This window comes from Trinickia sp. (assembly GCF_051961175.1).
Classification (GTDB): domain Bacteria; phylum Pseudomonadota; class Gammaproteobacteria; order Burkholderiales; family Burkholderiaceae; genus Trinickia.
This window is the reverse complement of sequence record NZ_JBQCDN010000045.1, coordinates 19,860-44,328: the sequence shown is the minus strand read 5'-3', so window position 1 is coordinate 44,328 and position 24,469 is coordinate 19,860. Positions and strand designations below refer to the sequence as shown.

The window sequence follows — 24,469 nt, the reverse complement described above, 5'->3', positions numbered from 1 at the left end:
CGTCATCCGCAAAGCCTTGCTCTCATTGCGTCTCGCCGATTCCCGAACACTCCGCTCGCTCATATGGCACATCCTGTGCAGTAGAAGGCCCGAGCGCGCAACACCGCAGCTCACCATTCTCGAAGCCTCAATGCTCACTCTTTTGGAGAACCGCCATGAACTCGCTGATGATCAAAGACCTCGACGTCGCCAAGGAACTCGATGGCCGTGCCATGTCCGCCGTGCGCGGCGGCCACTTGGGCCTTTACCCGCTGTTGCCGTACTACTCGCCCGTCAATGTGAGCAACGCCACGAACTTCACTGCCTCGCAACTCATCGGTCAGTCGAACAGCATCGTGAACAACACGGGCAACGACGTCGCCTTCGTCTCCAACATCCATTCGACGGTGAACCCCTCGCAGAAAGCCAGCAACACGATCAACTTCTGATCGTCGGTATGACCGGCCGCCGCGAAGACCATGCGGCTTCGCGGCCGTCGTGCCCCACCTGTCCGTTACCTGTCCCCGCCTTTTACGGAGAAACATCATGTCCTCAATTGTCATCCACGAACTCGAGCCGGGCCCGGCACTCGATCGCCATGCCCTCGCCCGCGTACGCGGCGGCGCGAGCGCGTCGCTCACCAGCTTCGGCCCCAACGTCAACGTCAATGTCGGCGTGAGCCAAAGCATCGTGCAAAACCAGGCCGTCGTCGTCAATGCATTCAACGACAACGCGATCATCGGCGCCGGTGTCGGCCCCTTCAAGCTCAACGTCAGCCCCGCGCAGTTCGCCAACACCGGCTTCACACTTTAAGCGCGCTCCGCCCCGAGAGCGAGGCTTCAGCGCCTCGCTCTTTTTTTTCTTCGCACGAAACATCCGGCACGTCTGGGCCAACGAACACGAACCGAGCAACATGCCGGGAAGCGCACGCGAGCATGAAACGCCTACGCCTATACTGAAACCAGCGCAGACTGCCCATGCGATGTGATGTGATGCCCAGATGCGCGGAAGTGGAAAAAGAGAAAAACCGACGTCTGTCGGTTATTGAAGCGCGGAGCACACCATGACCGTTCTCGTCATTCACGATCTTCCGGAAAGCGTCGAACTCGACAAGCTCGCGATGGCCGCCGTCACGGGCGGCGCGATGGTTCAGGCACACGAGACCCTGTTCGTGCGCCGGCAAACGTTCACCGGCCTGGCACTCGCCACCGCCGCACGCGGGTCGCCGCTCGAGCCGTTCGAACCGCTTGGATCCTGCGCACCGTTCTCCGGCAGCGGCTCGCGGCGATCACTACGCACGACGCTCTGGCGGTAGCGCTACGGTAGACAGGTGTATGAGGTTGCGAGAGGAGGCACATGATCTTCTCCGTGAGAATCAGGCGGCGAGCAGAGCGGCCGGCGCGCGGCAGGCATACCGGGTGCGGGCAGCGATGAATGCGTGATAGAGGCCCGTCAATGTGCGAACCGCGGTGCGCGGATGGCTCAGGCAGGCTCGAACTTGTTCGCTGCGGGCAATGCCTTCGATACACCACGTGCAGAAGTGCTCGCAGTTGTTCGTCAGCAGGCGATAACGGTCTTCGCCGAGACGCGAACGGGCGCGTTCGACGGCTTCGAGGCCACCGTAACGGCGCCGCGTGTCCTGGACGACGACGATGTCGTGTCCGGCGCCGAAGCGCTCGAGCGTGACCTCCTCGACGGGGCCGCGATGCAACGTCGTGCAAAAGCCCGCATAGTGAACGACCTTGCCGCCGCCGACGTAGATGCCGTGATGGCTATAACCCTCGCGAACGGTGACGAGATGCGCGCCGAGCGGCAGGTCGATTCGCGTTGATTGGAGCTCGGGGCACATGGCGGTATCCGTTCGGGGTCGTTTGCAAACCGTGATGGAGAGTAGGTTTGCGGGTTGCCAACTATCCTGCATCGACTGTGCCAATGAGCCTCTCCCAGGTACAGCAAGGCTGAGCGACGATACGGATACGCATTGCCAGAACGAATGTCGGCCGCGTGCCGACAGAACACCAACGATTGTGTTGGGATACAACCATCATCCAGAGGCACGGACGACGACAAAGCGGTGATTCGAGAACTGTCGGATTCGAACGAACGCCGACGAGCCCAGTGTCGGTGCCGCGGCAACGGATTGGCGCGATGGATTCAATCCACACGGGGCGCGAAATGGAAGCACGGGGCGGCGTCGAACCTCGCGCAGCGAGGACTGATGCGGGGCCGAGGCAACGCAGGCCCTCGATGACATCGCACCATCCCGCGCATGGCATCGCCCTTGCATGAATGGACCCGCCGCGTCGTCGCCGTTATGAGCGCGCCGCCCCAGCACCCGCGACTTCATCGAAGGAGATCTCCATGGCCGCCATCACGATCACCGACCTCACCATGACGCGCGACCTGCCCCGCCGGTCGATGTCGCTCATTCGCGGCGCCGGCGCGCCATGGGTCTTCGGCTGGATTCAGCCGTTCGCACCGCCCACGGCGAGCGTGGGCCCGGTCGTCAATCTCTATCAGACGAACAAAACGTTCTACGCCCACCAGGTCGTCAACCAGATCCAAGTGGTCGACGTCAACAACACGGGCTCGAACTCGAATCTAAGCGTCGTCGCGGGCGAGAACGGCAAGAACGGACTTGGATAACGCATCGCACGAAGGCCTGCCATGGCCCCGCCCCTCATCTGGACCTCGGCATCGCGCAGCGATGTGGGCCTGGTCAGAGCGCTCAACGAGGACGCCTGCCTCGATGCGCCCGAGCGCGGCCTATGGGCGGTAGCCGATGGCATGGGCGGACACGCGGCCGGCGACGTCGCGAGCCGGATGATCGTCGATGCGCTGGCCGCGTTACCCGTGCAAACGAGTCTTGCCCGGTTCGTCGCCGCGGCACGCGATGCACTCGACTCAGTCAATCGGCAGTTGCGCGAGGAAGCCGCCCAACGCCACGTCAGTATGATCGGTAGCACCGTCGCCGTCTGCCTAGCGAGCGAAATGCGCTGCGCGCTGCTATGGGCAGGCGACAGCCGCATCTACCTTTACCGCGATGCGCATCTCACACGGCTCACGCGCGATCACAGTCAGGTCGAAGAACTCAAGAGCCGCGGTTATTTGACCGAGGAAGAAGCGCGCCATCATCCCGCCCAGCATCTGATCACGCGCGCCGTCGGCGCGGCGCCTCGGCTCGAACTCGACGAAACGTATTTCGATGCGCGCGACCGCGACATCCTGCTTTTGTGCAGCGATGGGCTCACGAACGAGGTACCCGACGCCGAGATAGCCAATACGCTGGCATGCGGCAGCTGCGAGGCGGCCGTGCTGACGCTCGTCGACCGCGCGCGACAGAACGGCGGCCGCGACAACATCTCGGCGATCGTCGTGTGCGCCGACGATCCAGCCGTGGACAGGACGCTGATCAATCCGTCCGCGGCTTCGCCATGACTCAATGAATCGGCCCTACCCGCTCGCTGCTTTGCCGTCGTAGTGCCGGAAATCCTTCGAGTGGATGCCGTGCTTTTTCAACAGCATCTGCAGATGCGATCGGTTCATTTCGCAGCGGCGAGCGAGTTCGGCCACCGTGCCGCCCGTTTCCTGGAGCCCTCGCTCGAGAAACGCGCGCTCGGCTTCGTCGCTGGCCGCACGCTTTGCTTCGGCGAGCGAAATGGGTGCGACGGCCTGCGCGCCGTCGTCCTGCGTCATGCCGGCACGGGCGGTCGCGAACGAAGATTGCGGTCGAATATCCTCGGGCAGATGCTCGATATCGGCAATGTCGCTCGCCAAGCACGACAGACGATAAATAAGATTGCGCAGTTCGCGGATGTTGCCGGGATACGCATAGCTGAGCAGGAACTCGCGCAGCTTCGGGGTCATCTTGATCGGGCGGCGTCTCAGTGCTTCGGCCGCCTCGTCGCCGAAGTAGGCAAACAGCAGCGGTATTTCATCGCGTCGCTCGCGCAACGCGGGCAATGTAAGGTGAATGACACTCAATCGATAGAACAAGTCCTCGCGAAACTGCCCCGCCTCGCTCATCTTCCGTAGATTGCGATTGGTGGCGGCGACGATACGCGTATCCACGGCGATGGGCTCGTCCGAACCGACGCGCTGAATCTCGTGCGCCTCGAGCACGCGCAGCAGCTTGACCTGGCCGCTCAATGGCAACTCGCCGATCTCGTCGAGAAAGATCGTGCCCGTGTGCGCACTCTCGAACTTGCCCTTGCGATCGCCCGCCGCGCCGGTGAACGCGCCCTTCTTATGACCGAAGAGCTCCGACTCCAGCAGGTTCTCCGGAATCGCACCGCAATTGACGGAGATGTAGGGCCGCTCCGCACGCGCCCCATTGGCATGAATCACCTTCGCCATCAACTCCTTGCCCGTGCCGCTCTCACCGTCGATCAGCACCGGCAGATCGGTCGGCGCAGCCTTCTCGGCGATCTCCAACGCTGCAAGCAGCTTCGGATTATCGCCGAACGTGCCTTCGAAAATGAAGCGGCGGTCGACGAGCGCCTGCCGCCGCATCCGTGCCGTGCGCTCCTCGAGCGCCGGCCCGACGTGCTCGGCGGGCTCGAGCTGCGCCGCTTCCACGAAGCGCTCCTTGCGCGAGAGCTGCACGATCTCGTCACGCAATGTGTTGGCCTGATTGAGCAGCTTCTGGATGTCAGCGCGCTCGAGCTTAGGCGCCCAGCGCAGCGCCGAGCGCAGGATTTCAACCTTTTCGAGCAGCCCCGCGTACGAGACGGTCGAGCTGATGTCGCCGAGCGGATCGAATAGTTTCATGACGCACTCAATTGCTTTTGAACCAGCTCGTAATACATGCCCTTGCGCGCGACGAGTTCGTCGTGCCGGCCTTGCTCGACGATCGCACCGTCATAGAGGACGAGAATCTTGTCCGCACGCATGATCGTGCTGAGGCGGTGCGCGATGATGACGGCCGTGCGCCCTTTCAGGATGTCCTGCATGTTGGCGAGAATGTTGCTCTCCGATTGCGTATCGAGCGACGACGTCGCTTCGTCGAACACGATGAGACGCGGGTCGTGATAAAGCGCGCGCGCAATGCAAAGGCGCTGAATCTGTCCGCCCGAGAGCCCTACGCCTCGCTCGCCGATGATCTGCTCATAGCCGAGCGGCATCTTCGCGACGAAAGCATGGGCGTCGGCCATCTTCGCGGCCTCTTCGATGCGACGCCGGTCGGGGCTCGGATCGCCGCATGCGATGTTCTCGGCGATCGAGCCCGAGAACACGAGATTCGTCTGCATGACGTAGCCGATTTGCGCGCGATAGCAGGTCTGATCGATCACGCTCATGTCGTAGCCGTCGACAGCAATGCGTCCTTCCGTCGGCGCATAGAACCCTACCAGCAGCTTCGCGAGCGTCGTCTTGCCCGAACCGCTTCGGCCGACGATCGCCACCATCTCGCCCGATTTGATCTCGAAGCTGACGTTCTCGAGCACGTAGGGGCTCTCGTTGCCGCCATAACGGAAGTAAACGCCACTAACCGCGACATCGCCATGCAAGTCCGGCAGCAACACCCGCGATTCGATATCGGCGGGCTTTTGCTCGGGCTCGATATCGAGCACGTCGCCGAGCCGCTCCATCGCGACTGCCGCATCGTTCATGAGCCCCCACAGGCCGACGAGCCCCATCAACGGCGCGAGCACGCTGCCCATGAAGGCGTTGAACGCGATCAGCTGGCCGATGCTCAACTGCTGCGCGAGCACGAGGCCCGAGCCGACCCAAAGAATGGCGATCGTCGTCGCCGCATGAAAGAACTGGCTCGCGAGCGTCACGAGAATATGAAAGGCTTGCGCACGGTATTGCACATCGAGCGCTTTCGCGTACTTGCGTTCCCATTTGATTCGCACGGGCCGCTCGATCCCCATGCCCTTGACCGTCTCGATGCCGCCGAGTGTTTCCATCAGCAGCGATTTCGATTCGGTCGACGCGCTGAACACCTCGCGCGCATAGTGTTTGATCTTCGGCGTCGCGATCGCGGTCAGCGCGAGGATCGGCACCACCAGGACGATCAACAGCAAAGTCAGCGTCACGTTATACAGAAACATGACGGTGAAGTAGATGACGATCATCAAGAGATTGAGCACGGTCGTCACCGTCGATTCGGTCAGGAACGCGCGTATCGTCTGGTTCTCCTGAAACCGGGCGAATACGTCGCCGGTCTTGCGCGTCGCGAAAAAACCGAGCGGCAGCGCCATCACGTGCTTGAAGAACTGCGACATCATCGCGAAATCAAGACTGCGCACCATGAAATTCGACAAGTACGCGCGGATCGTCGTCATCAATTGCGTGAAGAGATTCGCGATGACCAGCCCTCCGATGAGCACATGCAGGAGGCTGACGTTCTGATGAACGACGACGCCGTCGAGTATGTTCTGGATAATGAGCGGCGGCACGATGCCGAGCACTTGTATGACGAACGTCGCCAGAACGAGGTAGGCCAGGATTCGCTTGTAGGGCGCGAGATAAGCGACGAAACGCACCCAGGGCGAGCGTGCCGCGGCGTTTCCCACTGCCTCGCCGTCGCGGGTCAACACGAGACAGGTGCCGCTCCAGCCGCGCTCGAACGCCTCAATCGTGAGCTTTCTAAAGCCAAGCGCGGGATCGGCCACGCGAACCCAGCGCTTGGACACGCCATAGACGACGATGTAGTGGTAGCCCTCCCAATGCACGATGAACGGCAGGTCGAAGCCGAGCATCGCGTCGTAGGTGCATTGCACGCCGCGTGCCGTGAATCCGAGCGATTCGGCCGTGCGGGCGAGACTCTCGAGCGTCGCGCCTTGCGTCGTCACGTTCGCGAGCTCGCGCAGCTTGCCGAGCGTCATTGAAATCCCATAGTGCCGACAGACCATCGCGAGACAGGCGGCACCGCAATCCATCTCCTCCGCTTGCTCGACGAGCGCGAACCGTTTGACGACCTTCGCACCGAACTCGTCCCGCGCCGCGAGATCGAGTACAACCGGCCGCTTGCGCCGCTCGGCCAGCTTTTTTTGCCGCTCGAGCTCACGGTCCATGAAGCGGATCCGCTCCTCCAGCACTTCGCGCAGCTTCGGATTGCGCTCGAGCATGAAATGCACGGTCTTCTCGGGAATGACGAGCAGCCGCGTGTCGGTCAGAGCAGTGACCGTTGCCTGCTGCTCCCGGCGCAGCACACAGGCCCGTTCGCCGAAGATGGAGCCGGCACCGAGCGTCGCCAGCGGATAATCCGTGCCATCGGCCTCGTGGGTCACGCGAATTTCGCCTTGACGCACGACGTAAAGGCGCAAGTCGTCGCGCGAGCCTTGCTCCAGAATGACCTTGCCGGCGGCAACGCGTTTGACACCGACGCTCGACACGTATTCCTCCAGCTCGGCGCGCGAGAGCTTGCCGCGCAGATCGAAGAGCCGCGCGACGAACCCGCCCGCCGAGCTGATCGCGACGTAGCTGGTCGCGAACGAGCGCGCCGCTTCGTTGGCGGCAAGCACCGGCTCGAATACGGCGCGCGCGATGAAAACCAGCTCCGTCTTGCTCGAGGCACGGACGGATGCCTCGTGCCGATATTCGCGCAGCATCGCGATCTCGGCGAACACCTCGCGTTCCTTGCGCACGCCAAGGCTCGTTTCCTTGCCGCCCTCTTCGACGAAGAGCCGCACCGAGCCCGAGCGAACGATGAACAGCCCATCGGCGGGCTCTCCGCGGCCGCAGATCGTTTCACCGAAGGCGAACGAGCGGGTTTGGGCGCCGGCGGCGAGGCGCAGGAGTTCGTCCCGCGAGCACGTCGACAGCAGCTCGACCGACGCCAGAAACTGCGCCAGAGCCTGCATCTGCTCGTCCGTTGCGGCAGCAAAGCCAGGGCTCGATGCCGGCTCCGGTGCTTGAGTGTCCATATCCGTCGTCCCTGCGCGAGTGTGGGGCAGCCCGCTTCAATGCGCGTCGATGATGTGTTCCTGCGCGCGTGCGGCGAGCCATTGCTCGCACAACAGGCGCCGCACTTCGGAGGCGACCTCGGGATCGAGCGCCGCCGGATATTTCGCCGTCACCGAAAATATTTCGTAGAACGATCCGTCGGGCGACGCAAACGGCCCGATCAGATCGCCGGCTTGCGCATTGAAGACCTTCGCCTCGATCTCGGTCTTCAGCGAACCGCGCAGCACCTTGCCGATCACGCCGCCTTGCTCACGCGTATCGGCGATCGAATGCTCCCGTGCCATCTCGGCGAAGCATGATGGATCGTCTGCAACGATCGACATCACCTCGCGCGCCTGCCCCTCCGATTCGAGGACGATATGGCTGACCTCGACGCAGTCGAACTTGGGTGAATTGAGCTTGAAGTAAGTCTCGATGGCCTCGTCGCTGCAGATCTGCGCCAGCATCTTCTCCTGATAGAGCGTGTCGGTCACGAACGCCTCGAATTCGTCGAGACTGATCGCGAATGCATCGAGATAGCGGTTCATGTCGGCGGCCCGATGCAGGCCGCGCACGCGGCGGAATTGATCGGCCCGCGCCTGAATCTCGTCGGCCGAGATGCGCATGCCGAGCTTTTTCGCGGCGATGACGGTGAGCCGGTCGCGCACCTGCTGCTCGACGAGCCCTTCGAATTGGCCCGTCAGTTTCAATACGCGAACGAAGTCGTCGGTGCCGATGACCTCGTCGTCGATTCGCACGATTGTCGCCATATCCTTCTCCTTCGCTTGCCCATGTTCCTGTTTCTTTCGATGGATCGCCGATTCACTCGATGCGCGACCTCTCACCCCGCAACCTGCCGGAACGGATCGAGCGCGAAGTCGATAAGACGCCGCTCGCGCACGACGATTTCGGCCGTAGCGGTCATGCCGTAACGCAGCGGATACGTCGTCTGCCCGATCGTGTAGTAATCGCGAGCGAGCGTGACGCGCCCCTCGTAGACGGGCGCATGCGTGCTCGATGACAGCTTCGTCGCCGGCGAGATGTACCCGAGCGTCCCCAGCATGACCCCGTAGCGCTGATAGGGAAACGCGTTGAACTTGAGCTTGACGGGCAGCCCTTCGCGCAGGAACGCGCGGTCCTGCTCGGCGATTTCCACTTTCACGACCGGGTGCGCGTTGGCCGGCGCGATGCCGCCGAGCGGCGTGTTGGCCTGAATCTTGTCGCCCGGTTGCGTCGTCGTGACATCGGTGATGACACCCGATACCGGTGCGAGTACGAGCAGAAAATTGTCCTTGTCGATGTTCTCAAATCGAATGCGCGCGGCGGCATCGGCGGCGAGTCGCGCGGTTTGCACCTGCAGACGCAATTTCTCCTCGGTATTGGCGATCTCGCGCAGCGCAGCGTCGTACTGGATCCGCAGATTCGTCAACGTTTCGCCGCTACTTTCGAGTTTCCCCTTAGCCTGCGCGAACTCATGGCTGGCTTGAGCCTCGAGCTCGGCGAGTCGCGCCTGCGCGATCCGCACGTTGTTTTCGGCCTGAAGATAGGCGCTTTTCTTTTCTTCGACCTGGGATTGCGATACGCCGCCGCCGCCGGGGAGCGCAAGCAGCCGCTCGAACTTTTGCGCTTCGTCTCGCGCCAGATCGCGCGCGCGCACGGCGTTGTCGATATTGCTTCGCGCCGCATCCAGCTGCGCCTTCTGGGCTTGCTCGAGCTTGCTCGTGCCCTCGGCAAGGCGAGTCTCCTGCTGATGCTCTTCAGAGGCGATCTGCGCTTTCAATGCCTCGGCCTGCCGCTCCATCAATGCCTTCTTCTGCGGGAACTGAGCCCAGTCGCGCTCCGCATCCTCGAGCTTCAGCCGCGCATCGAGCGCATTAGTCGCCGCTTCGATCGCACCGCGCGCATTGAGGCGGCCGATCACGTCGCCCTTCTTCACCGGCTGACCTTCCGCGACGTAGATGTCGGCCAGCTCGCCGTCGACGGGCGCATAGATACGGCGAACCTCGGATTCGGGCGCGAGCGCGCCGGCGGCCGATACGATCACGTCGGCCCGCCCGACGAACGACCAGAGCAGTGCGGCCATGACGAGCGAGGCAACGGTCACCACGGTCAGCTCGATGAGCCGGCGCGGCTGCTCGACGAGAATCGCAATGCCTTCCGCGCTGTGATCCTCGAGCGCTTCGGTAAGCGGCTTGAGATCCGATTGCCGCGACGGCCCCGATGTCGTGCTCACGGCGTCCTCCCCTGCGATGCGGCCGCGAGCTTCGCCAGGCCGGCCGCGTGCGCTCGAAACGGCGGCGTCGCAAAGTGGGCCGATCGCAACGCGTCAGCCACGGCCTGCATGTGGCCGGCGCGGGCTTGCTCTTCGATCCGTCGATAGAGCAGCAGATCGGCGCGTACGTCGTCGAGCCCGGCGAGACGCGGGTACCGTTCCCCGTAGTCGGCGAGGATCGCAGGCAGCCCCTCGAGCTGATCGTCGTGCGTTTCGTTCAATGCAGCCTCGATTGCGGCTTTCAAGCGATCGAGCGCCGCGACGTAGACAGCGTCGTCGCTTTCGAGCTGACGCAGGTGACTGAGTGCATCGGCGTAAGCATCGCCGAACGCAGGCACGTATGACACGATCTGATCGAGTTCGCGCTGGTGCGCGTCCGCATCGTCGTTCCACCGCGCAATCAATGATCGGATGACGGGCTCGTCGCGGTAAATGCGGATCGGCGCATCGGCGCCGCCGCGTGCCGACCAGTACGCATCGAGGTCGCCGATCCAACCGATCATGCGCGCCAGCGGCGCGATGTCGGGGTTGTGGCGACTCAGCGCCGTCAAAGCCGCCACGCGCTCACGCGCGCCCGCGAAGTCGTGCGCGGCCAGCGCGGCGACCCACCGCGGCACGAGCCATTTCATCGCGGCCTCGGTGCCCGCGGCGCGAAACTGCGCATCGCCCGGATGCCGCGCGAGATCGCGATCGGCAAGCTGCGACGCCTCCTCGAAATGCTGCGAGGCGAGCAGCGATTGCATCTCGCGTTGCGGTGCACCGCGCAGATACAGCGCCGCCGCCAGCACGACGAGCAGCACGAGTGCGGCGCTTGCCCAACGCGTCACGCGCCGCATATCAGGCTCGGCGGAGCCACCGAGGGCCACACTCAATTCGGAGATGAAATACCCGAGGCGCCCCATTCGGCGGTGTAGCGCGCCACGAACAGGCTCGGCCTCCTGCGAATCGGCTTCGGGATTCACTTCGTCTTCGTCATGGCTTGCAGCGTCGACACAATAGATGTCCAGAAACGAATGCGGCGCGGCGATAAAAGTCGTATGGTCTTCGACATTGCCCAGAGGCTGCGGGGGGACCGGCTGCGCCCCGCCAGTGTCAGCGTCGGTGGCGTCGGTGGCGTCGGTGGCGTCGGTGGCGTCGGTGGCGTCGGCACAGGGCGCCCGCTGCGCATGCCCCTGCGTGACGGTCGGCTCGGCCGTCGCGCCTCGATCGATACTCACCCGATAGACGAAATGATTGCCGCCGAATGCGATCCGCGTTCCCTCTCCGATCGCAACGGCGCCGGCGTCGAGGCGTCGTCCGTCGACGAACGTCCCATTCGTGCTGTCGAGGTCTTCGATGAATACCGCTCCATCCTCGACGAAGACGATCGCGTGCCGGCGCGACACATAGTTGACTTGATGCGGGAAGGCATCTCGATAGCGTGCGAATGTCTCGTCGGTCTTGCTGACGAGAAACGGAAAACGCGTGACGACGATCGTCTCGAGACCGAGATCGTCGCGCTCGGGCTTCAGGGTCACCGCAATCGACGAAGTGTCGTCCGCGCAGGGGCCTCCCGCACGGGGCTCGAATCGAACGCGATAGCCCAGCACGCCGGCGAGGCGCAGCTCGTCGCCGTCGCGTAGCTGCCGTGGCATGCCGCGAACGGCCTCGCCGTTGACCGTCGTGCCGTTTTTGCTGCCGAGGTCCGCGACGTAGGCTGCATCCTGCTCGAAAAAGAGCTTCGCATGGCGGCGGGAGAGTTCGGCGGCGATATCGGCACGCAGGCCGGCGAACGGCGTCTCGGCTCGACCGATAGCGAACAGCTCGCGCTCGACGCGGATGTCGCCGAGTTCCGGGTGCATGACCGGCTTGAGCACGACATCGAATCGTCGCGCGAGCGGGGCGCGCATCTCGGCAATCGGTATGTCGTCGGTGGACATGATTCGAGACCTGCAAGAGGATACGGGACTGCACCCGGATCGCTCAGCGTGCTCGGCTCCGTATGAAGAATGCCGAAGATGCCGCTTGATCGGCGGCGTGAAAAAAGTGTAGGCGACGTGACATGGCAGTCAATCCGTTCCGGCGGTCTTGCCCGCCGTGCGTCGAGAGATCTATGGCGCCACGATGCGCGTTCCACGTCTGTGCGTTCGTCGTCATTGCGCGGCGGTATCGGTGCTTGCAGCCGCATTGCGTGCGTTCTCGACGGCGACGGACGGCCAGCCGCCACCGATCGCCTTATAGAGCTTCACCGTATCGGTGAGAATCTGCTGATGATTGGCGACGAGGGCGAGTTCGGCTGCCGCGAGCGAGCGCTCCGATTCGAGCACGTCGAGCTGCGACACGACGCCCTCCTTCAGTTGCGCCTCGACCTGCGCGGCGACGACACGCAAGTGCGCGTTCTGCTGAGCGAGTTCGGCGCGTTGCTTCTTGTGCGCATCGAGATCGACGAGTGCATTTTCGACTTCCTCGAAAGCCGCGAATACCGTTTGCCGGTACTGCTGTCGAGAGAGCTCGGCCTGCGCTTCGGTCGTCTTGATATGCGCCCTTACGTTGGGATCGAACATGGGTAGATCGATGCTCGGCAGAAAACTGAAGGTGAATGCCTTGAACAGATCGCCGAGCGAAAAAGCCGCCGTGCCGCCGCGCCCGGTGAGACTAATGCTCGGCAATTGCGCCAGCTTCGCCGCACCGATCGCGTCGTACGATTCGAGCACGCGAAACTGCGCGGCCACGACGTCGGGCCGCCGCTCCAGCAAGCGCGCCGGCAGCCCCATCGGCACTTCGGGCAACGTCGTGCGCTCGCGCAAATGCCCGGTGGGCACCTTGAATTCGCCGGCCGGTACGCCTACGAGGGTCGCCAGCGCATTCTCGGCAAGGTCACGCGAGCGATGCAGTTCGATCAATTCGTTCGTCAATCCGTTGATCTCGGCCTTTTGCCGCAATACTTCAGTCTGCGGCGCGACACCGTTGGCGGCCATCGATTGGTAGATGACCAGGATCCGCGCGTTCTTCTCGAGGGTGCGACGCGCCTCGTCGATCTGATCGTCGAACTGCAGAATCTGGAAATAGGTCGTCGACACGCCGGCCACTAGCGTCAGGTAGCCGGCTCGCCAGTCGGCCTCCGATGCATGAAACTCGGCCGTCTGCGCCTGCACGCCTTTTTCGACTTTGCCCCAGATGTCGAGCTCCCAGTTGACCTGCGAGCCGACATTGATTGTTTTCGAGAGCCGCTGTCCCGTGGTCTTCTCGAAGTCGACACCGGTCCCGAGATCGGCGCTCGGCAGCGCACCTGCCCGCGCTTCGCCGATCTGCGCGCCGGCGATGCGGATGCGCGCAGCGAGGATCTTGATATCGACGTTGCCCGCAATGGCCTTTTGAATCAGCGCATCGAGGTAAGGATCCTCGAACGATTTCCACCATTGCGGATCGACCGTCTCGGGGGCCGACACCGGACGATCGAGATGCGCCCACGCGGCTTTCGCAGGCGTATCCGGGCGCTGATAGGCGGGGACGTTCAGATCCATGCAGCCGGAAACCAACATCGCGCAAGCCGCCGCGGCGGCGAGCGAGGTGCGCGAAACGCGCGAGCGGATGCGAGTCCGAAGCTTCGCTGCACGAGCCGTACCAGTCAGCGTTTCCACGATTGACTCCAAGTGAGGGGCGGCAGCCGAGACAGGTGCGTCGCGGCAGCGGAATCGGCTGCGGGAGGCCGGGACCGCCGCAACGGTGACGCAATGACGCGCTGTTGCGGCGGCCGGGCGGTGCCGACGATCAAAAGTTGATCGTGTTGCTGGCCTTCTGCGAGGGGTTCACCGTCGAATGGATATTCGTGGCGAAGGCGACGTCGTTGCCCGTGTTGTTCACGATGTCGTTGGTTTGGCCGATCAGTTGCGAGGCGCTGAAGTTCGTGGTGTTGCTCACATTGACGGGCGAATAGTACGGCAACAGCGGGTAGAGGCCCACGTGGCCGCCGCGCACAGCGGACATGGCACGGCCATCGAGTTCCTTGGCGACGTCGAGGTCTTTGATCATCAGCGATTTCATGGCGGTTCTCCAAAAGAGTGAGCATTGAGACTTCGAGGATGGTGAGCTGCAGTGTTGCGCGCTCGGGCCTCATACTGCATAGGGTGTGCCATGTGCGCGAGCGCCACGCGCCGGCAGCGCCCGAACGCTTGTCCGTTCGGCCTTTGGTGCATTTGAGGGGGGCCGCCGAGATCGTCGATCGCCGTGGGCGTCAGACGCATGTGGTGGGCTGCGTGCAACAGATCGTGCGCCATGTGTCTGGCACGGGCAAACACGCTCTGTTGCCGGCGAGGAAAGTCACTGGATGTAGATCGTGATCTTCTTCGAATACACGGGAGGGTTGTGGGGAATGTGATCGGCGTCCCCCACCAGCAATTGCAGTGTGTGCTTGCCCGGCGGCAGATCGAGCATCGTTTCCGTCTGCCCGGCACCGAAGTGCAGATGATTTCTATCGGACGGAATTTTCTCGTCGAACGGCGGCAACTCCGTATCGACGAGCAAATGGTGATGCCCCGTGTTCGGGAACTTGACCCCGGCCGGCGCCACGCCCATGTAGCGCAGCCCGAACCAGACTTTGAACGGCTTGCCGGCCGGCAAGCGCTGGCCATCGTTGGGCCAACCGATATAGACCATCGCCCTCGGATCGGCCTGCGTGGGTCCCGCGAGGACCTCACGGGCCGATATCAGCAACGCCCCGGCAGCGGCAAGCGCCGATCTCCTGTTCATGATTTCCCTCTGCTCAGCGCACGGTCACCGTGATCTTGTTGGAATACACGGGTGGGTTATGCGGCACATGGTTGTGGTCGCCAAGCAGCAACTGCAGCGTGTGCTTACCCGGCGGCAGTTCGAGGCGGGCCTCCGTTTCCCCGGCGCCGAAATGCAGATGGTTCCGATCGGACGGAATCGGCTGATCCATCGGCGGCAAGTCGGTATCGACGAGTACGTGATGGTGTCCAGCCTGGGGTTTATCGATGCCTTTCGGGCATACGCCCATGTTGCGCAGTCCCATCCGTATCCAGAATCCGCCCGTGATCGTCGCCCCGTCGTACGGCCAGATGATGTATTCCTCGGCGCCCGGCGGCGAAGGCGTGGGCCCGGCGACCGACAGGCGCGGCACGATAAGCGCCGTTGCGGACACGATGAGCATCGTTCGTCTGCGCATGGCCCTCTCCTTTGGGCGGTTCGCTGTGTCGTGCCGCGCAGCATCGCCGCGAGAATACGGAACGCGGAACGTGGAACGTGGAGCGCAAGAAGCGGCGCACCGGCGTTGCGCGCGGGTGACGACAAGAAGCCTATCGTCACCCGGAGGCACAGGCGGGTACCGTGTGTTTGCGCACAGACCACCGGTTGTTCCTGGCCCACAAACTGTCGGTGTCGGACATTGAACGAACCCGGCAATACGGGTGCCGTAACGAGGAGATCCAGCATGCGCCAAAGCCTCATGCGTCTGTGCCAGGTTGCATTGATCTTCGTATCGATTTTCTCGGCCGGGTCGGTTCCGTGCGTCGCCGGCGTGCTGCCGAAGGACAGCTCGGAACAGTACGAGCTCACGTTCTGGGCGTCGATCAAGGACAGCAACTATGCGGGCGATTACGAGGCCTATCTGAAGGCCTATCCTGACGGCCGATTCGCGCCGCTCGCGAAGGCGCGCATCGCGAGGCTGCGCGCCGCAACGGCGGGCTCGGCGCCGCCGGCCGCCAAAGCGCAAAGTCAAACAGCCCCGCCCGCCGTGCACGGACCGGCCGCCTCGCCAGGCATGCGCCCTCCGGCGGCATCGGCCAACCCGGCACCGGCGGCGCCGCACCCGCCTTCGTCGGCAGTCACCTCAGCCGCACCGACATCGACGCCGCCACCGGCCGATCACGAGATCAAGGACTGCGCGGCGTGCCCGGTCATGATTGCGATTGCGCCCGGGAAGTTCGAGATGGGCAACAACCACAGCGATCCCTCGGAGCGGCCCGCCCACGCCGAGGCGATCGGCCAACCGTTTGCGCTCGCGCGTTATCCCGTCACGGTCGCCCAATGGAACGCCTGCGTCGCCGCCTCTGCTTGTGCGCCGCTCACGACCGACGAGAGCCATGCGCCGAACGCGCCCGTGCACGACGTGAGCTGGGATGACGCGCAGCGGTACCTGACCTGGCTGACGAAGATCGCGGGCAAACCGTATCGGCTACCGACCGAGGCCGAGTGGGAATACGCGGCACGCGCGGGCACGACGACGCGCTACTGGTGGGGCGACGATTTCCGCACCGGCAAGGTGAACTGCAAAGATTGCGGGCAGCCCTGGCATCAGGAGGGGCCGGCCAACGTCGGCACGTTCGCCGCCAATCCGTTCGGTCTTTACGACATGGGCGGGGCCGTCTGGGAGTGGGTCAGCGACTGCTGGCACAGCTCCTACAAAAATGCGCCCGTCGACGGTCGCTCATGGAACGAGCCGAATTGCCAGTCGCATGTCATACGGGGTGGCTCGTGGCTCGACGGCGCGAACTACATGTTGTCGTCGACGCGCTTCAAATACGACGCCAATGTCCGCTATACGGCGAACGGCTTTCGTGTCGCGCGCGACATGAAGTGAGCGTACGAGCGGCCCCGCTTCACGCCGCCGACAATACCTCCACGATCTTCCTGTCGTAAGCCTGCCCGTCTTCGTCGAACAGATGACAATGCTCCGGGTCGGCCCCCAGCACGAGCGATTCGCCGCGTTCGTGCCGCTCCAACGGGGGAATGCGCGCGATGAGACCATCCGCCGCCACAGGCGCTTCGGCGTACAGATAGGCGGCGTCCCCCAGCGACTCGACCGCCGTCGTGCGCGCCGCCACGCCGGATACGGGCGCCCCGCCCGCCGAGGCCGTCGGCTGCACATGCAAGTGCTCGGGCCGAATCCCGACCGTCACGCGCGCACCCCGCGCCAGCGCCTTTGCACCCGATGACGCCGTGCCGCGCGTCTCCACCGCCACGCGCTGCGTCTCGCCCGTGGCATACCGCACGAGTATATCGTCGCCCGAGACCTCTTCTACGACCCCTTCGAGAAAATTCATCTTCGGCGAACCGATGAAGCCGGCGACAAACCGGTTCGCCGGCGCATGGTAAAGACGATTCGGACTGCCGACTTGTTCAACGTTGCCCGCCGACATCACGACGATCTTATCGGCCAGCGTCATGGCCTCCACCTGATCGTGCGTGACATAGATCATCGTCGTCTTCAACTCGTCGTGCAGCCGGGCGAATTCGAGCCGCATTTTGACGCGCAAGGCGGCGTCGAGGTTCGACAGCGGCTCGTCGAACAGAAATACCTTCGGCTTGCGCGTGATGGCGCGCCCGATCGCCACCCGCTGACGCTGCCCGCCCGATAGCTGCTTGGGCTTTCGATCCAGCAAATGATCGATGTGCAGGATCTTCGCCGCATTGCGCACGGCATCGTCTATCTCGGCCTTCTTCGCCCCGGCGAGCTTCAGGCCGAACGCCATGTTGTCGTAGAGCGACATATGCGGATAGAGCGCATAAGACTGAAACACCATCGCGATGCCGCGCTTGGCCGGCGGGACATCGTTCACGCGTGCGGCATCGATGAGCAGTTCGCCGCCGCTGATTTCCTCCAACCCGGCAATCATCCGCAGCAGCGTGGATTTACCGCAACCGCTCGGCCCGACGAATACAACGAACTCGCCGTCGGCGATGTCGAGGTTCACGTTACGCAACACCTCGTGCGTCTCATAACGTTTCGCGATACCGCGCAGCGTCAAGCTTGCCATGATGCGTCTCCTTTCCCATTCATCGCCGTGCGCACCGAATCGGCGGCATCGGTCATCCATTGATCGACCAGCGCGGGTAATGCGCGCATATCGTCGAATACCTGCTGCGCGCCCGCTTGCAGGAGCGCCTGCGTGTGCGCGCCCCCCACCTGCTCCGCGTGCGTGCCGCCCGCGAAACCGAGCACGACCATCCCGGCGGCGCTTGCCGCTGCGACACCCGTGACGCTGTCCTCGACGACGAGGCAGGCCGCGCTCGACACGCCCAGGGCATCGGCCGCGGCGATATAGATATCGGGCGCCGGCTTCGGCCGCGGTACGCGATCCGCACAAAACACGCGCGAGCCGAAGAACCGATCGAGCCCCGTGCGCGCCAGCACGGCCGCGACATAAGCCGTGTAGCTGTTGCTCGCGCAGGCTTTGGTCAACCCGATTTGCGCGAGCGCCGCTTCGACGCCGGCCACGACGGGCGCCTGCTGCGCCGCCGCTTCCACGCTGCGCCGGATCGCATCCATCTGTGCCGGCGCCAGCGATTCGCCGAGCGCAGCGGCGCTCGCTTCGAGCACCCGTTCGATGCGCAACCCAAGCAGCGGCATGACGACCGGTTCGACGTCGGCATGCGGCCAGCACACCTGCAGTTCGCGCACGAGCATCTTTGCCGCCACGGCTTCGCTGTCGATCAGCACGCCGTCGCAATCGCAGATCAGCACCCGGTCGCGCCGCAGCTCCCCTGCTCCGATCCCGTGCGCCGTCATTTGACGGCTCCGAACGTGAGGCCTCGCACAAGCTGCTTCTGCGACAACCAGCCCACGAGCAGAATCGGCGCGACAGCCAGCAGCGACGCCGCCGACAACTTCGCCCAGAACAAGCCTTCGGGGCTCGAGTACGACGCAATGAACACCGTGAGCGGGGCGGCATTCGAGCTCGAGAGGTTGATGCTCCAGAACGCCTCGTTCCACGACAGGATGACGAGCAGGAGGGCCGTCGATGCGAGCCCCGGCAGCGCCATCGGCATCAACAGGTAGACGATTTCCTGCCACGTCGCCGCGCCGTCGATACGCCCCGCTTCGAGGATGTCGCGCGGGATTTCATTGAAGTAGGTGAACGCCATCCACACGGCGATCGGCAGGTTCATCAGCGTATAGACGATGATGAGGCCCGAAACCGTATCGAGCAGCCCCGCATTCTTCCAAAGCAGGTAGATCGGCACGAGCACGCCCACGGACGGCATCATCTTCGTCGACAACATCCAAAGCAGCAGGCTTTGCGTGCGCCGCGTCGGAAAGAACGCCATCGTATAAGCGGCCGGCACGGCCAGCAGCAGACACAGCACGGTCACGCCCGCCGAAATCAAGATCGAATTGCGGGCGAATAGGAAGTAATCGCTGCGTGCGAAGACTTCGCGGAAGCTGTCCAGCGTCGGCATGAAGAACAACGACATCGAATAGGCGTCGCGCTCCGTCTTGAACGCCGTGATCATCATCCAGAAGATCGGGAAGAACAGCGCGAGCGCGATCAGCCAGGCCAGCGCCACCGGCACGGCGCGCTTGACGGCATCGAGCCCGGACGATGACGCGCGCAACGACGGCGCGGCGGATACGGTGGGATGGCTCATGCTTCGTACTCCCCTTTAAGGTTCTTCGCGAGCATGCGGACGAGGAAGAATGCGACGATGTTCGCCAGCACCACAGCCAGAATGCCGCCCGCCGATGCCAGGCCGACATCGAACTGCTGCAAGCCGAGCGCATAAATCAAATACGACAGAATCGTCGTGGCCGTGCCTGGGCCGCCCGAAGTCGTCGTATAGATTTCGGCGAAGATCGACAGCAGAAAGATCGTCTCCATCATCACCACGACGGAGATGGCCCGCCGCAGGTGCGGCAGCGTAATGTAGAAAAACATCGCGACCGGGCCGGCGCCGTCGATACGCGCGGCTTCCTTTTGCTCCTCGTCGAGCGATTGGATCGCCGTGAAGAGAATGAGGAACGCGAACGGCAGCCACTGCCACGCGACGATGACGGTAATCGCCGAAAGCGGATAGGTGGCGAACCAGTCGACAGGCTGCATGCCGAACGAGCGCATGACGGCCGCCACGACGCCGTACACCGGATGCAGCATCATGTTCTTCCAGATCAGCGCGCTGACTGTCGGCATGACGAAGAACGGGCCGATCGCGAGCATGCGCGCGATGCCTTGTCCCGGGAACTTGCGATCGAAGATCACGGCCATCAGGATGCCGCCGACAACGGTAATGACGAGTACCGAGCCGATCAGCTGCAGCGTATGAACGATCGACGGACCGAACGCGGGATCGGTGACGAGATAGCGGTAATTGTCGAGGCCCGCGAAACCTTTGGCGTCAGGGTGGAGCAGGTTGTAGCGGGAGAACGAATACCAGATCGTCATTGCGAGCGGTATCGTCATCCATAAAATGAGGACCGCAACCGAAGGTGCGGCGAGCCAGCGCGTCGAGGCGGCGCGCCGCTCCGGCGTCGGCAGCGCGTCTTGCTCAGCGGCGTGCGAGAGCGGCATATGAAGATGTCCCATCGTTTCGGACTCCTGAACGGTCGGACGCCGTCCGCGTGGGCGGCGTCGAGCGCGGGCCGTAGAACCCGGCCCGCTGGCGGACGATGCGCCCGACGCGCATCGTCCCCCGGCTCACTTTACTTCTGGTAGCCGGCTTCCCGCACCGCGCGGTCCGCCGTGGCATTGCCCGCGGTCAGCGCCTGATCCACCGTCATCTGTCCGGCAAGGGCGCCCGAAATGCTCTGGCCCACCACCGTCCCGAACGATTGGAATTCGGGGATGCCAACGAATTGCACGCCCGTGTAGGGAACGGGTTTGGCCGTCGGGTGATTCGGATCGGCCGTGCGGATCGCGTTGAGCACGAACTCGCCGAACGGTGCAGCCTGCACGTAGCTCGGGTTGTTGTACGTCGATTCGCGCGTACCCGGCGGCACCGACGCCCAGCCTTCATCCTTCGCGACGAGCTGGATGTACTCCTTGCTCGTCGCCCATTCGACGAATTTCTTGGCGTTGTCCTGTTGCTTGGACGTCTTCGGAATGGCGAGCGCCCAGGCCCACAGCCAATGCGATCCGTTCGGCGTCACTTCGGTCGGCGCCGCGGCGAAGCCGATCTTGTCGGCCACCTGCGATTGATTCTTGTTATAGAGCATGCCGGCTGCAACCGTCGCATCGATCCACATCGCGCACTTGCCCGAGGACATCAACGTCAGATTTTCGTTGAAGCCGTTCGAGCTCGCTCCCGGGGGACCATCCTTCTTCATCAGATCGACATAGAAGTTGACGGCCTTCTTCCATTCGGGCGAGGTGAGTTGCGCGTGCCATTTGTCGTCGAACCAGCGGCCGCCGAACGTGTTGACGAGGGTGGTCAAGTACGCCATGTTTTCACCCCACCCCGCCTTGCCGCGCAAGCATATGCCGTAGACGCCGGCGTTCTTGTCGGTCAGCTTGTCGGCGAATTGGGCAATCTGGCCGTAGGTGGGCTTCGGCGGCATCGTGAGCCCCTTCGCCGCGAACAGATCCTTGCGGTAGAACGTCATCGAGCTTTCGGCGTAGAACGGCAGCGCGAACAGCGTGCCGCCCGAAGAAAGGCTGTCGCGCACTGTCTTGATGACGTCTTTCTCGTCGTAGCTCGCCGGCAGGTTCGTCATCGGCGAGAGCCAGCCGCGCTTGCCCCACTGCGGCGCTTCGTACGCGCCGATCATCATCACATCGAACTGGCCGCTCTTCGTCGTGATATCGGTCGTGGCGCGCTGGCGCAGCACGTTCTCTTCGAGCACGACCCAGTTCAGCTTGATGTCGGGATTGCTCTTCTCGAAATCCGACGACAGCTTCTTCATCTCGATCATGTCGGGATTGTTCACCACCGCGATCGTGATGGTCGCGGCCGACGCCGGCAGCGCCGCCATCGCGCTCAGCGCGAGCGCGCCTGCGGCGAGCGCGCGCCGCGTCAGTCGAGCATTGCGTTGCATTGCTTGTCTCCTTAAGTCTTGTACGTTGTGATGGAACTGCGGATGCGCTTCTTATCGAAACGCGGTTCGTATTCGGCTCAACGTATTGCCGCCGTCGATGCGAGCGATCGCTCATCGAACGAGCAATTGCTCTATTTGTGATCGAATGATCGGACACGCGTCGGGGCCTGTCAAGGCACGGACGGCATTTTCGATGGTGCGGTGCGAAAGAGTCGGTTGGCCGAACGGTCTATTGCAAATTTGGACTAAACTAACGAAACTTAGTCCACCCTAACAAACGGCCATGGAAATTGTGAACATCCACGAAGCAAAAACCCACCTGTCGCGGCTCGTCGATCGCGCCGCTCTCGGGGAGGGGTTCATCATCGCCAAAGCGGGCAAGCCGCTCGTCAAAGTCGTTTCGCTCGATGCGCCCCGGTCCGAACAGCGTCGGCGACTCGGGTTTCTCGCCGGTGAAATCCTCGTCCCCGATGATTTCGACCGCATCGGCGCCGGTGAAATCGAACATCTCTTCGGAGGAGCCGATACGTGAAGCTGCTGCTCGATACGCATTTGCTGCTGTGGGCCGCCGGGCAGCCGGAGCGGCTCTCGGCCAGCGCCCGATCGTTGATCGCTGACGAAGACAACACCCTGCTCTTCAGCGCGGCGAGCCTCTGGGAAGTGACGATCAAGAGCGATCTGGGGCGCGCGGATTTCCGGGTCGATCCGCGGCTGCTGCGCCGCGGGCTCGTCGATAACGGCTATGTCGAGCTGCCCATCACGCACCGGCATGTCACGTCGCTGAAAGGGTTGGCGCCGCTTCATCGCGATCCGTTCGATCGGATGCTCGTCGCGCAATCGATGGCCGAAGGCATTGCGCTGGTGACGACGGATCCCGTCGTCGCGCAGTACGAGGGGCTGGTCAAGCAGGTTTGAGTGTCATGGGTCCAGGGCTTCTTGCGCCCCGGGGAGTCAGAAACGTTGACCGAACATGTCGTCGGCGAGCGGGACAGCCGCGAGCGCCACAAGCACCGTTGCGAGCGGCACCGTGGAGACGAAGCCCATGTACTTGAAGCCCAGTGCACCGGCCAGGCCGCCGCATATAAACGCGGCCAGCAGCGACGCGAGCAACGCGAGGCGCTGACGGTCAGCCTTCACGGGCTGTGGGTCCCTGCTTGCTGCGGCACGCGGGCCATTCCAGTAGAAAAGCTTGCCGATCTCGATCCCGATGTCGGTGACAAGGCCCGTGACGTGCGTCGTGCGAATCTCGGCCTTCGATATCTTCGTGATCATCGCGTTTTGCAAGCCCATCACGAAGCACAGCAGCGCGACCGTCGCGGGCACGAACAGCACGCGATGGGTTTCCAGGTTCGACCCGAGAAAGCCGAAGATCAGCAGCAATGCGGCCTCGAGCATTAACGGCATCGCGTACAAACTGCGCAGTGCGCGCCGTCGGCCCCAATTGATCATGACAGCCGATGTGGCCGCGCCGGACAGGAAGGATAAAAGCGACGCCAGCCATGCCCCCGCCAGCCCGATCTCGCCCAGCGCCAGAGAATCGGCCAACGAGGAAACGACGCCCGACATATGCGACGTGTATTGGCCGACCGCTAGAAACCCGCCGGCGTTGGCCGCGCCGGCAACGAACGCCAGCGAACGCCCGAGCCGGCGATTAGCTTCGTCGGTGCGCTCGGGATTCGTAAAGGCGCGCAGGTAATGGATGGGCATGTCGGCTCGCTCGCCGGGTGGCGCGTACGAAGCGATCACTCGCACAGGGACGTCCCGCGGCAGCGATTGCTTACGATCGTTCGATCCTAGCACGACCTGATCACCAAACCGGTACGCCAGGGCCCGCCCAGCGAATGCCAGCACGTGATTCGCGAGGATGCCTGCGTCGAAAAGCCGCGCGTCGGCGTGGCGATCGCCCGCGTCGGCCTCGGGTGTCCTGCTCAATGTCATTTTCAACGGCGTATCGAGCGCGAAAGAAAACGAAAGCGAAACTGAAAGCTTATTGCGAGGATGACGAGCGCCCCTCGACGACCCGGCTCGAGGGGGCGAGTTCAGTAATCGTACTTAATCCTTAGTAGAACTGACTATCGTTTACGCTTAGGCACGACAAGTCATACGATTCGAGCCAGGCCTGCCTGGACCGCCGCAAACCCTTATCCCGCTTGGCTCTCAGCCTCCGTTTTAACCACGTCATCATTGTTCATACGAAACATCAGCCAGACAGATATTCAGGACTTCTACGGATCGGCCTAAACCCGCGCAAACGATTGCCGTAAACAAATTTGGGAGCCTTTGATCTCCCATCCCGTTGCGAAAGTGGCCGGTCGGCCCTTCGTTATTCATTGAGGAGTCCTAATAATGTTGCACTTCGTACGGTTCCTTTCGCGCGACGAGCGCGGCGTCAGCGCACTCGAATACTCGGTTTTGGCCGGCATCGTCGTCGTGGCCGTTGCGGCAGCGGGTGCCATCTTCGGTGGCAATACCGGTCTGCCGGCCCTGTTCGACAACATGATCACGCACGTCACAAGCGTTCAAACGAACGGGCACTAATGGGTGACGACTGAACTCGTTCGGCGGTCACGCCGAACGAGTCG

At 63.2% G+C, this 24,469-nt stretch carries 25 protein-coding genes; 9 read left to right on the top strand and 16 right to left on the bottom strand.

The window, feature by feature from the left end; genetic code table 11:
* The first annotated feature begins 155 nt into the window (after nt 1-155).
* The 3 genes from ACTHL0_RS02795 (at nt 156) to ACTHL0_RS02785 (ending at nt 1,294) form a co-directional block, all read left to right on the top strand.
* Nucleotides 156-428, top strand: coding sequence for a hypothetical protein (locus ACTHL0_RS02795; protein WP_440565059.1), 273 nt, complete (start codon nt 156-158; stop codon nt 426-428).
* A gap of 97 nt (nt 429-525) precedes the next feature.
* The gene (locus ACTHL0_RS02790; protein ID WP_440565058.1) at nt 526-792 is read left to right on the top strand and encodes a hypothetical protein; all 267 of its coding nucleotides are present in this window, start codon (nt 526-528) and stop codon (nt 790-792) included.
* 250 nt (nt 793-1,042) lie between these two features.
* The gene (locus tag ACTHL0_RS02785) at nt 1,043-1,294 is read left to right on the top strand and encodes a hypothetical protein (protein ID WP_440565057.1); all 252 of its coding nucleotides are present in this window, start codon (nt 1,043-1,045) and stop codon (nt 1,292-1,294) included.
* 60 nt (nt 1,295-1,354) lie between these two features.
* Here ACTHL0_RS02785 and ACTHL0_RS02780 read toward each other — a convergent pair whose 3' ends face one another.
* Nucleotides 1,355-1,828: a lecithin retinol acyltransferase family protein gene (locus ACTHL0_RS02780; RefSeq protein ID WP_440565056.1), complete on the bottom strand. Its 474-nt coding sequence runs from the start codon at nt 1,826-1,828 to the stop codon at nt 1,355-1,357.
* Nucleotides 1,829-2,340: 512 nt separating this feature from the next.
* Here ACTHL0_RS02780 and ACTHL0_RS02775 point away from each other — a divergent pair.
* Together ACTHL0_RS02775 and ACTHL0_RS02770 are read left to right on the top strand one after the other, a co-directional pair.
* Complete coding sequence (locus ACTHL0_RS02775; RefSeq protein WP_440565055.1) at nt 2,341-2,625, top strand: hypothetical protein; 285 nt, start codon at nt 2,341-2,343, stop codon at nt 2,623-2,625.
* A gap of 21 nt (nt 2,626-2,646) precedes the next feature.
* Entirely contained in the window at nt 2,647-3,417 is a 771-nt protein-coding gene (locus ACTHL0_RS02770) for a PP2C family protein-serine/threonine phosphatase (protein WP_440565054.1), read from the top strand.
* A 15-nt stretch (nt 3,418-3,432) separates the two neighbouring features.
* Here ACTHL0_RS02770 and ACTHL0_RS02765 read toward each other — a convergent pair whose 3' ends face one another.
* The 9 genes from ACTHL0_RS02765 to ACTHL0_RS02725 all read right to left on the bottom strand — a co-directional run bounded on the left by ACTHL0_RS02765 (nt 3,433) and on the right by ACTHL0_RS02725 (nt 15,290).
* Nucleotides 3,433-4,749 carry a sigma-54 interaction domain-containing protein gene (locus tag ACTHL0_RS02765; RefSeq protein WP_440565053.1) on the bottom strand — a complete coding sequence of 439 codons (1,317 nt, stop codon included), beginning with the start codon at nt 4,747-4,749 and terminating at the stop codon, nt 3,433-3,435.
* Nucleotides 4,746-7,787: a peptidase domain-containing ABC transporter gene (locus ACTHL0_RS02760; RefSeq protein WP_440565103.1), complete on the bottom strand. Its 3,042-nt coding sequence runs from the start codon at nt 7,785-7,787 to the stop codon at nt 4,746-4,748. The genes ACTHL0_RS02765 and ACTHL0_RS02760 overlap by 4 nt, the downstream gene beginning before the upstream one ends.
* A gap of 99 nt (nt 7,788-7,886) precedes the next feature.
* On the bottom strand, nt 7,887-8,639 hold the full coding sequence (locus tag ACTHL0_RS02755) for a peptidylprolyl isomerase (protein ID WP_440565052.1): 753 nt from the start codon (nt 8,637-8,639) through the stop codon (nt 7,887-7,889).
* Nucleotides 8,640-8,710: 71 nt separating this feature from the next.
* A complete protein-coding gene (locus tag ACTHL0_RS02750) occupies nt 8,711-10,102 on the bottom strand; it encodes an HlyD family efflux transporter periplasmic adaptor subunit (RefSeq protein WP_440565051.1) in 1,392 nt (463 codons plus the stop codon).
* Nucleotides 10,099-12,060, bottom strand: a complete 1,962-nt coding sequence (locus ACTHL0_RS02745; protein WP_440565050.1) for an FHA domain-containing protein — start codon at nt 12,058-12,060, stop codon at nt 10,099-10,101. Before ACTHL0_RS02745 ends, ACTHL0_RS02750 begins: the two co-directional genes overlap by 4 nt.
* Nucleotides 12,061-12,273: 213 nt before the next feature.
* Nucleotides 12,274-13,662 carry an efflux transporter outer membrane subunit gene (locus ACTHL0_RS02740; RefSeq protein WP_440565102.1) on the bottom strand — a complete coding sequence of 463 codons (1,389 nt, stop codon included), beginning with the start codon at nt 13,660-13,662 and terminating at the stop codon, nt 12,274-12,276.
* Nucleotides 13,663-13,891: 229 nt separating this feature from the next.
* Nucleotides 13,892-14,164 (bottom strand): hypothetical protein, encoded by a 273-nt coding sequence (locus ACTHL0_RS02735; RefSeq protein ID WP_440565049.1) that lies wholly within the window; start codon nt 14,162-14,164, stop codon nt 13,892-13,894.
* A 276-nt stretch (nt 14,165-14,440) separates the two neighbouring features.
* Complete coding sequence (locus ACTHL0_RS02730) at nt 14,441-14,869, bottom strand: DUF4399 domain-containing protein (protein WP_440565048.1); 429 nt, start codon at nt 14,867-14,869, stop codon at nt 14,441-14,443.
* Between the two features lie 13 nt (nt 14,870-14,882).
* A complete protein-coding gene (locus tag ACTHL0_RS02725) occupies nt 14,883-15,290 on the bottom strand; it encodes a DUF4399 domain-containing protein (protein WP_440565101.1) in 408 nt (135 codons plus the stop codon).
* A 279-nt stretch (nt 15,291-15,569) separates the two neighbouring features.
* Here ACTHL0_RS02725 and ACTHL0_RS02720 point away from each other — a divergent pair, with 279 nt between their 5' ends.
* A complete protein-coding gene (locus ACTHL0_RS02720; RefSeq protein ID WP_440565047.1) occupies nt 15,570-16,718 on the top strand; it encodes a formylglycine-generating enzyme family protein in 1,149 nt (382 codons plus the stop codon).
* A gap of 19 nt (nt 16,719-16,737) precedes the next feature.
* Here the strand turns inward: ACTHL0_RS02720 and ACTHL0_RS02715 are convergent, their stop codons facing one another.
* The 5 genes from ACTHL0_RS02715 to ACTHL0_RS02695 form a co-directional block, all read right to left on the bottom strand.
* Nucleotides 16,738-17,895 (bottom strand): ABC transporter ATP-binding protein, encoded by a 1,158-nt coding sequence (locus ACTHL0_RS02715; RefSeq protein ID WP_440565046.1) that lies wholly within the window; start codon nt 17,893-17,895, stop codon nt 16,738-16,740.
* Nucleotides 17,883-18,647, bottom strand: coding sequence for an HAD family hydrolase (locus ACTHL0_RS02710; RefSeq protein ID WP_440565045.1), 765 nt, complete (start codon nt 18,645-18,647; stop codon nt 17,883-17,885). Before ACTHL0_RS02710 ends, ACTHL0_RS02715 begins: the two co-directional genes overlap by 13 nt.
* Nucleotides 18,644-19,507 (bottom strand): carbohydrate ABC transporter permease, encoded by an 864-nt coding sequence (locus tag ACTHL0_RS02705; protein ID WP_440565044.1) that lies wholly within the window; start codon nt 19,505-19,507, stop codon nt 18,644-18,646. Before ACTHL0_RS02705 ends, ACTHL0_RS02710 begins: the two co-directional genes overlap by 4 nt.
* A complete protein-coding gene (locus ACTHL0_RS02700) occupies nt 19,504-20,439 on the bottom strand; it encodes a carbohydrate ABC transporter permease (RefSeq protein ID WP_440565043.1) in 936 nt (311 codons plus the stop codon). Before ACTHL0_RS02700 ends, ACTHL0_RS02705 begins: the two co-directional genes overlap by 4 nt.
* A gap of 116 nt (nt 20,440-20,555) precedes the next feature.
* Nucleotides 20,556-21,887 (bottom strand): ABC transporter substrate-binding protein, encoded by a 1,332-nt coding sequence (locus ACTHL0_RS02695; RefSeq protein ID WP_440565042.1) that lies wholly within the window; start codon nt 21,885-21,887, stop codon nt 20,556-20,558.
* Between the two features lie 283 nt (nt 21,888-22,170).
* On the opposite strand from ACTHL0_RS02695, the gene ACTHL0_RS02690 reads away from it, so the two are divergent.
* Nucleotides 22,171-22,419, top strand: a complete 249-nt coding sequence (locus ACTHL0_RS02690; RefSeq protein WP_440565041.1) for a type II toxin-antitoxin system Phd/YefM family antitoxin — start codon at nt 22,171-22,173, stop codon at nt 22,417-22,419.
* A complete protein-coding gene (locus ACTHL0_RS02685) occupies nt 22,416-22,802 on the top strand; it encodes a type II toxin-antitoxin system VapC family toxin (protein ID WP_440565040.1) in 387 nt (128 codons plus the stop codon). The genes ACTHL0_RS02690 and ACTHL0_RS02685 overlap by 4 nt, the downstream gene beginning before the upstream one ends.
* Before the next feature lie 36 nt (nt 22,803-22,838).
* On the opposite strand, the gene ACTHL0_RS02680 is transcribed toward ACTHL0_RS02685, so the two are convergent.
* A complete protein-coding gene (locus ACTHL0_RS02680; protein WP_440565100.1) occupies nt 22,839-23,594 on the bottom strand; it encodes a YoaK family protein in 756 nt (251 codons plus the stop codon).
* Between the two features lie 639 nt (nt 23,595-24,233).
* Between ACTHL0_RS02680 and ACTHL0_RS02675 the strand changes: the two genes are divergently transcribed.
* A complete protein-coding gene (locus ACTHL0_RS02675) occupies nt 24,234-24,425 on the top strand; it encodes a Flp family type IVb pilin (protein WP_440565039.1) in 192 nt (63 codons plus the stop codon).
* Nucleotides 24,426-24,469 lie beyond the last annotated feature (44 nt).